Here is a 4501-nt window from a genome sequence, read left to right as displayed (position 1 = left end):
GCTTCATCAGTACATATTGAAAACAATAGAGGACCAATCTTCAGCCCCAGCTCGGAAATCCCTGTTCCAGCATAGAGTTCTTCCGATGTGAGCAACTCTAAGGCCTTCACCAGATGCCTAACGGTTACATATTGAAGAGAGTAACGGAACTCGGTTTTTGGCTCGTATTCAAGAACTGAAACCAATACCATTCTGTTCGCCGATGCGGCAAGAACAGTCTCGTTCTTCTTTGAGAAGATCTCGACAGTTTCTCCCTCAACAGAAGCAGATGAAACAAAGTTCAAAGAACTACTGAATTCCTTCAGGGGAAAACGCGAGAAGAACTCAAACTTTCTTTCCATAGCCGGAAGAGTGCTGCTGCGGGCCTTTTGTAAAGTAAGCGTCTCTGAGGCCGTCCTCAGCTCTAGGTCTTCTTCACCCGCAGAAAAGCAAATTAATGAGGTTGGGTCAGAACTCTTCAAAGCTCGAGCGTAATCGATCGGTACCGTATAAACTCCATTGAAAGGCGAGGTAGCAACGCCGGAGGAAAACTCAAGCTTCATGCAACCATCAGAAGCAAAAAACTTCAGTCCTCTCTTGTAGTAGATCTGAAAGTATCTGTAGGAGGGTTCCAGAGTACCGGATACTCTTCCAAAAAGATCGATCAGCTTTGCATAATCTGAAGCGCTTATTTTGAAATCCATTTTCGTCCTCAGAACAGTCTGATCTGTTCTTTCTCGGCCAGATTCTTCAAAGCTCCGTATTTTCTTAACATCTCAACACTTGTCTTGTTAAGAGCAGTTCTTCGGATCAAATCCTCAACCGATGAAAACGGCCTTTTCTCTCTCTCAACTTCAACTGATCTTGCCGCTTTGTCGCCCATGTTTTGAAGCCTATTAAAGGGAATTCTTAGTGAATTCCCCTCAATCAAGAACCTCGTAGGGTGGGACTCCATAAGATCCACATTGAGAAAAGAAAATCCTCTCAGTTTCATTTCCATAACAACTTCAAGAAGTGTCTCCTTCGCTCTGTCCTTGACATTTCTATCTTGATCGGATCTTAATCGAACTATCTCTTTCTTGATTGAATTTATGTCGGAAGTACAGATGTCTATATCAAATTCCCCGCCTTTGATCGAAAAGTAGGTGCTGTAGAAGGCAAGAGGAAAGTGCACCTTGAAGTAAGCGACTCTGTAACCCATGCTAACGTAAGCGGCGGCATGCGCCCGGGGAAAGAGGTACTTGATCTTCTTACACGAATTCATGAACCATTCAGGAGCACCGCAAGATCTTATCTCTATTTCATCTTCCTTGCTGAGGCCCTTACCCTTTCTGACCTTTTCCATAATCTTGAAGGCCTCTTTTGGCTCCATTCCCTTGCCAATTAGATAATTCATGATGTCATCCCTACAGGCAATAACCTGCGACAATGAAGCATGTCCCGAAGTGATGATATCCTTCGCGTTGTTAAGCCAAACATCAGTCCCATGAGACAGGCCCGATATCCTTACAAGCTCGCCAAAAGTAGAGGGTCTCGTATCTGAAAGCATGCTTCGAACAAAGGTAGTACCGAATTCAGGGATCCCAAGTGTCCCCACATCCGTTCCAAGCTCGTGAAATCGCAAGCCAAGAGGCTTCAGTGAGGAAAAAATTCCAAGGGTTTCCTCATCATCCATCGGAATTTTCTCGGGATCCACTCCTGTGATGTCCTTCAGCATTTTTATGAAGGTGGGATCGTCGTGTCCCAGTGCATCTATTTTGACCAAATCGTCGTGGATGACTTCATATGCGAAATGTGTGGTTAGTATCGAGCTTTTTGTATCGTTTGCGGGATGTTGTACAGGGGTAAAGTTATGAACATCCATGTCTTTAGGAACGATCATCAATCCACCGGGATGCTGTCCGGTCGTCCTCTTTACTCCAACTATTCCACGGGCAATTCTCTCCTGCTCTGCTCTCCGTAGATTTTTGCCGCTCTTCTCCGAATAAGCCCTGACAAAACCGAAAGCCGTTCTCTCAGCAACTGTGGATATTGTACCGGCTCTGAAAACATGGTCTCTGCCAAACAATTCTTCAATGAATGAATGGGCCTTCTCTTGATACTCTCCGGAAAAGTTAAGATCGATATCGGGAACCTTGTCTCCTTCGAATCCGAGAAAGGTCTCGAATGGTATGCTCTGACCGTTCTTCAACATTTCATTTCCACATCCAGGACACTTCATAGCGGGTAGATCATAACCGGATTCCAGATCGGTTTCCGGGAATACTGATTTACCACACTCGGGGCATAGATAATGTGGTGGAAGAGGGTTAACCTCAGTAATACCGATAACATTGGCCACGAGCGAACTCCCCACCGACCCTCTAGAACCAACCACATAGCCATCCTCATTAGATTTCTTGACCATTTTCTGCGCGATGAGATACAGAACGGCATAGCCGTGACCAATTATCGCCTCAAGCTCCCGATTCAGCCTCTTTTCTACAATATCAGGTAAAGGCTTTCCATAAAGCCTTTCTGCATTTTCAATGGCCATCTTCCTTACTTCTTCATCGGCGCCTTCGATTACGGGTGGGTGCAGCTTACCCTCAATCGGGACAACGTTTTCGATTTGCGAAGCGATTAATCTCGAATTATCGACAACGATTTCTTTAGCGATCCCCTCGTCTTCAAAGATTTCCAGAGCCTTGCCAATCATCTCTTCGGTAGTGTGGAGATAAAGAGAAGGTTGATTCTGAAAGTTGTCATAGTCCTGGGCCGCGTTTATTGCTGCTCTATAAATATCGTCATGTGGATTGACAAAATGTACGTCACCGGTCATCACAACTGGGATATTTAGTTTTTTCCCAACTTTATAAAACTCTCGATACATCTTTATCAGCGTCTCTTTAGACATACTAGTCTCGCCCTCTGATGTGTCAATATTATCGAGCGGCATGACTTCAATGTAATCATAGAACTTTGCGATTTCCTCGAGCTCATCTACACTCGCACCACCTATATATGCCTTGGAAAGCTCTCCTGAAATACACGCACTACCTATGAGAAGGCCTTCTCGGAAATCAGTAAGCAAGCTCTTTGGTATCCTTGGCTTCATGTAGAAGTACTTGGTGTGTGATGCAGTGACCAACTTGTAGAGATTTTCAAGACCCTTTCTGTTCTTTGAAAGAATACTTATGTGAACAGGCTTCAGCGAGTCGAGATTCTGGTTCTTTCTCAGCTTTTCCAACTCGTTAACCTTCTCGACTCCTCTCTTCTTTGCTTGCTGAAGGAATTTCTTAAGGACCTCTGCAGTAACCTTCGCATCCTCATAAGCTCTATGGTGATCGAAATGTCCCAGTTTAAGTCGCTTCACTACGTTGTCCAGAGAGTAACTCTTGGCTCTGTAAAGGCTCTTTGCAAGGGCAAGGGTGTCGATGCACGGCATTTCCCAGTCGCCTCCGAAGTATTTCTTTACTGAGTTGCGGATAAAACCATAATCAAAAGAGGCATTATGTGCAACTAGAATGCCTCCTTCAGCAAATTTCGTGAATTCAGGAAGAACTTGCTTGATTGTTCCTGCGCCTGAAAGCATATCTTCAGTTATCCCAGTCAGGCTTGTTATTAGAGACGAGAGTTCTTTCTGAGGTTTCACAAAAGAAGAAAATGTCTCGAGAATTTCGTTGCCTTTCATCTTGATTGCACCGATTTCAATTATCTCGTCTTCCTTAGGATTAAGACCTGTAGTTTCAAGATCAAAAACAATGAAGGTCGCACTTTCCAGAGGCGAGTCCTCTTTTTCCAGATTCATTGATATCTGTTCCGAGTCCTTTATCATGTAACCTTCCATACCAAAGATAGGTTTTATTCCTTTCTTTTTTGCCGCAAAGTAGAAGTCCGGTATAGACTGAACAACGCCGTGATCAGTCACTGCAGCGGCATCGTGGCCCCAATCTTTAAGAGTGTTTACCAAATCGTTTACATCTACTACAGAATCCAGAGAACTCATTTTGGTGTGAAGGTGCAGCTCGACGCGCTTTTCCATCGCATTGTCCATGCGTTTCGGCAGTTTAGTTCTAACGATATCCCTCGGGATCAGAATCTCTTCTTTCATCCAGCTATCAGTTTCCATCTTCCCCCTGATCGTTACTTCATCGCCTTCGCGTAACTTTTCGGAAAGAGAGCGCGCATTCTCACCGATAAGTTTGACTGTGAGGGAATCCGTATAGTCAGTCACGTTGAACGTTAGAATCGAAAGCTTTCCATTCCTGTACTCGAGTCCAAAGATCCTCCCGCTGACAACAAGATTGGTTTCATTGCCAAGAACTTCACTCATCTTCACAGAGACTGCCCTGATCGATCTACCCATCAAGACTGAATCCGATCTTTCTTCCAAATGCTCCGTTTCTCCATTATCTTCTCTATCGAAAGAGACTTCCTCAACTGGTGAGTCCTGATCCTCTGAAATGTCCAGTGTTATCTCAAAAGGAATACTTCTCTTGCAGACCTTATCTATTGCCTTTCGTAAGTCATGCTTCTTAGA

General features: G+C 44.4%; 2 protein-coding genes. Both read right to left on the bottom strand.

The genetic code is table 11. The features are described 5' to 3' along the window. A partial coding sequence (locus BG32_RS03075; RefSeq protein ID WP_121526354.1) for a hypothetical protein occupies positions 1-683 on the bottom strand: 683 nt, incomplete at its 3' end. Between the two features lie 8 nt (positions 684-691). Then, positions 692-4501: PolC-type DNA polymerase III (locus BG32_RS03070; protein ID WP_121526353.1), on the bottom strand; the 3810-nt coding region annotated here is incomplete at its 5' end.

The organism is Mesotoga sp. HF07.pep.5.2.highcov, from assembly GCF_003666285.1.
Classification (GTDB): Bacteria; Thermotogota; Thermotogae; order Petrotogales; family Kosmotogaceae; genus Mesotoga; species Mesotoga prima.
Note: the sequence above shows the minus strand (reverse complement) of the source record. Positions and strands in the feature narration are given on the sequence as shown.